Origin of the sequence: Aeromonas sp. QDB14, assembly GCF_027707845.1 — a bacterium.
In the GTDB taxonomy this organism is placed as follows: Bacteria; Pseudomonadota; Gammaproteobacteria; order Enterobacterales; family Aeromonadaceae; genus Aeromonas; species Aeromonas caviae.
The window spans coordinates 1-613 of the sequence record NZ_JAPCJD010000217.1 but is presented as its reverse complement, the minus strand read 5'-3'; the positions used below and the strand labels follow the sequence as shown (position 1 = coordinate 613).

Genomic DNA, 613 nt, shown 5'->3' with positions numbered 1-613 from the left:
TCCTTCATCGCCTCTGACTGCCAAGGCATCCACCATGTACGCTTAGTCACTTAACCATACAACCCCAAGAAGTGTCGTTGAACGACCCAGCTTGTTGCTGCACAACTTTCTTCCCGAAGGAAGGTGACCAAATAAAATTTGGTTTTCGCCAAGAAGTTTCCAAAGCACTTGTAACAAATGTTTGAGAACTACTTTTTAAATCAGCTTTCCAGATTGTTAAAGAGCAAACTTCGTAAAGAAGTCAAAGGCATACACTGAACGAGATGTTCAACTCATGGCTTTGTCTTCTGACAAACACAGTACGATATGGTGGAGCTATGCGGGATCGAACCGCAGACCTCCTGCGTGCAAAGCAGGCGCTCTCCCAGCTGAGCTATAGCCCCGTAATCGAAGTGGTGGGTCTGAGTGGACTCGAACCACCGACCTCACCCTTATCAGGGGTGCGCTCTAACCACCTGAGCTACAGACCCACTTCGTGTACTGTCTCTAAACTTGAATCAAGGCAATCTGTGTGAACACTCAACAACTTCGTCATCTTAAGGTAAGGAGGTGATCCAACCCCAGGTTCCCCTAGGGTTACCTTGTTACGACTTCACCCCAGTCATGAATCACA

General features: G+C 47.5%; 2 tRNA genes and 1 rRNA gene. All 3 read right to left on the bottom strand.

Features of this window, described 5'->3' with window-relative positions:
* Positions 1–307: 307 nt before the first annotated feature.
* Positions 308–383, bottom strand: a tRNA-Ala gene (locus PG887_RS22595).
* A gap of 10 nt (positions 384–393) precedes the next feature.
* Positions 394–470, bottom strand: a tRNA-Ile gene (locus PG887_RS22590).
* Between the two features lie 72 nt (positions 471–542).
* Positions 543–613, bottom strand: a 16S ribosomal RNA gene (locus PG887_RS22585); the annotation flags it as partial.